We start from the raw sequence: 3,139 nt of genomic DNA, 5'->3' as shown, positions 1-3,139 counted from the left end.
TGGCCCGCGCTTTCACCGCGATCAGGCAGTCGGCCACATAGTCCATGTGATCCCGGGTGTAGACCCGACGCGGGATGGTGAGACGCAGCAGCTCAAAATCCGCCGCCTCCTGCTTGCCGGTGGCGGGATCGCGCCCCAGCAGCAGGGAGCCTATTTCCACCCCGCGCACGCCCCCTTCCAGATAGAGCTCGCAGGCGAGCGCGTGGGCCGGGAACTGCTCGGCCGGAATATGGGGCAGCAGCTTTTTGGCATCCACAAACACCGCATGACCGCCGGTGGGGGTCTGGATGGGGATGCCCGCCTCGGCCAGCCGCTCGCCGAGATAAGCCACCTGACTGATGCGGTAGGTGAGATACTCCTCATCCATCCCCTCCCGCAGGCCAATGGCGAGCGCCGCCATGTCCCGCCCGGCAAGCCCGCCATAGGTGACAAACCCCTCCATCGCCACACAGCGCACTTGCACTGCACGGAACAGGTCGAGATCTTCCTTGAAGCAGCAGAGCCCGCCGATATTGACCAACCCGTCCTTCTTGGCCGACATGGTGAAGATGTCCCCAAGTGCGAACATCTGGCGCACTATCTCCTTGATGCTGCACTTGGCATAGGCAGGATCCCGCTCCTTGATAAACCAGGCGTTTTCGGCGAAACGGGCGGCGTCGATCACCACCGGAATCTGGTGACGACGGGCCAGCTCGGAGACCGCCTCCATATTGGCCATGGAGACCGGCTGACCACCGGCGCTGTTGCAGGTCACCGTGATGATGATGCCGGCCACGTTGGCAACCCCCAGGGTCTCGATGGTGTCGGTCAGGCGAGGAAGATCAAAATCCCCCTTCCAGGCGTAGGGGGCGGTGGTGTCGAGCGCTCTCGGGGTGAGCAGGTTGATGGCCCGCGCGCCGGCCAACTCCACATGGGCCTTGGTGGTGTCGAAGTGGTAGTTGGAGATAAAGACCGGCGCCTTGCCCTTGCAGCGCTTGACCAGCTCGGGGAAGAGGATCTGCTCCGCCCCGCGCCCCTGGTGGGTGGGCATCACATGCTGATAGCCGAAGATATCGCGCACCGTATGCTCCAGCTCGACGAAGTTGCGGCTGCCCGCATAGGCCTCATCCCCCATCATGATACCGGCCCACTGGCGATCGGACATGGCACCTGTGCCGCTGTCGGTCAGCAGATCGATATAGACATCCTCGGCCAGCAGCAGGAAGGGGTTCCAGCCAGCGGCCTCGAGGGCAGCACGACGCTCGGCGCCAGTGGTCTGTTTGATGGGCTCGACCATCTTGATACGAAACGGCTCGGGTATACGACGCATATAAGACTCCTCACCGGCGCAAGGCCAGTGTGTTTTAAATCGGGATTGGCAAAGAGGCCGGGGCGATCAGGGTCGTCCGGCTGACAAATTCAAACGGCGGGTGCCGCCAATCAGCGGTGAGGAAAGTCGAAGGTCAGAATGGGATCCCGGGTATACCAGTGGGCGAGCAGGCAAGCTGCCCGGGGCGTAGCTGTCATGATTGGCATCACTCCCCTCCATATCGGTTGTAGACAGTCGGTGGCCAACAAGATCCATTGATGGATGCTGCCAACGGGCAGCCTCGCCACGTTAACGGCTGGTTAATTGGCAAACAAGGGGCGCACCGACGGGCTGTGCGCCCGCTCACAAAGTGCACATCTGCGCGGCAAACTGGCAGTGAGGTTGATCCGCCCGCCCCCCCGGTTCGTTATTCTCCCTACCCAAACGCCACATCCCCCATCAGCCAAGGCCGGAAGCCATCATGCATCGCAAACCCCATCTGCCCGAGAAGATTTGCCCCGTCTGCCAGCGCCCCTTCAGCTGGCGGCGCAAATGGGCGCGCAGCTGGGAAGCGGTTCGCTACTGCAGCGAACGCTGTCGCCATGCTCGTCACCACAGCAGCCAACATTACGGGGAGCCAGTGTGATGGAGCTGCGCCTTGTTCTCGGCGATCAGCTGAATGCCGCTCACAGCTGGTTTCGCACCCCGGATCCGGCGGTTTGCTACCTGATGGCGGAGCTGCGCCAAGAGACCGACTACTGCCGCCACCATCGCCAGAAGGTGCTGGCCTTCTTTGCCGCCATGCGCGCCTTCGCGGCAGCCCTTGGCAAGGCGGGCCACCGCGTCTGTTACCTGACCCTTGATGAGAGCGCCCGTTGGCCCGATTTGCCCGGCTTGCTGGAGGCTCAGCTCGAAGCACATCAGGCCGACAGCTTTGCCTGGCAGAGTCCGGACGAATGGCGCCTCGCCAGCCAGTTGAAAAGCTGGGCGGCGGGCCTTGCCATCCCTGCCACCGAGGTGGAGAGCGAACATTTTCTCACCCCTCGCGATGGCTGGCAGCGGTATCCCCACAGCCGGATGGAGTTCTTCTACCGCGCCCTGCGAAAGCAATATCAAGTGCTGCTCGATGAGCGCGGCCAACCTCTTGGCGGGCGCTGGAATTTTGATGACGAGAACCGAGCCAAACTGCCGGCTAGCCAGCCAATCCCAACGCCCCTCACCTTTGCCAATGAGGTGAGCGAGATTGACGCCATGCTGACCCGCCACGGGGTCTGCACCATCGGCGAGGCAGATGCCCGCAGACTGCCGTGGCCTATCACCCGGCGCCAGAGTCGCGAGCTGCTGGCCCATTTTCTGGCGCACTGCCTGCCTCACTTTGGGCGCTATCAGGATGCCCTGAGCGAGCGGGGCTGGAGCCTGTTTCACAGCCGCCTGTCGTTTTCCCTCAACAGCAAGATGCTTCATCCGCTTGAGGTGATCCACGCAGCCGAAGCCCACTGGCAGGCCAATCAGGCCACTATCACGTTGGCGCAAGTGGAGGGTTTTATCCGCCAGATCCTCGGCTGGCGCGAGTTTGTCCGCGCCCTCTACTGGGAAAAGATGCCCGACTACAAGCAGGCCAATTTTCTCGGGGCCAACCGGCCGCTGCCCGGTTTCTTCTGGAGCGGCGAAACCAGAATGGCCTGCGTGCGCCACGCCATTCGTCAGTCTCTGGAACACGGTTACGCCCACCATATCCAACGGCTGATGGTTACCGGCAACTTTGCCCTGCTGGCGGGGATCGATCCTGACGAGGTGGATCAGTGGTATCTCGGCATCTATGTGGATGCCATCGAGTGGGTGGAGCTGCCC

At 62.5% G+C, this 3,139-nt stretch carries 3 protein-coding genes; 2 read left to right on the top strand and 1 reads right to left on the bottom strand.

Going from position 1 to position 3,139, the window contains the following annotated elements:
* Window positions 1–1,309 (bottom strand): tryptophanase (locus AB5Y85_RS02145; protein WP_368221103.1); only part of this gene is annotated, 1,309 nt, incomplete at its 3' end.
* Between the two features lie 460 nt (window positions 1,310–1,769).
* Here AB5Y85_RS02145 and AB5Y85_RS02140 point away from each other — a divergent pair.
* Together AB5Y85_RS02140 and AB5Y85_RS02135 are read left to right on the top strand one after the other, a co-directional pair.
* Complete coding sequence (locus AB5Y85_RS02140; protein WP_103252489.1) at window positions 1,770–1,934, top strand: DUF2256 domain-containing protein; 165 nt, start codon at window positions 1,770–1,772, stop codon at window positions 1,932–1,934.
* The coding region (locus tag AB5Y85_RS02135; RefSeq protein WP_368221100.1) for a cryptochrome/photolyase family protein at window positions 1,934–3,139 on the top strand (1,206 nt) is incomplete at its 3' end. The genes AB5Y85_RS02140 and AB5Y85_RS02135, both read left to right, overlap by 1 nt.

The organism is Aeromonas sp. R3-1 (assembly GCF_040908345.1).
Taxonomy (GTDB): domain Bacteria; phylum Pseudomonadota; class Gammaproteobacteria; order Enterobacterales; family Aeromonadaceae; genus Aeromonas; species Aeromonas veronii.
The sequence above is the reverse complement of the archived record's forward strand: the minus strand, read 5'-3'. Positions and strand labels throughout refer to the sequence as shown.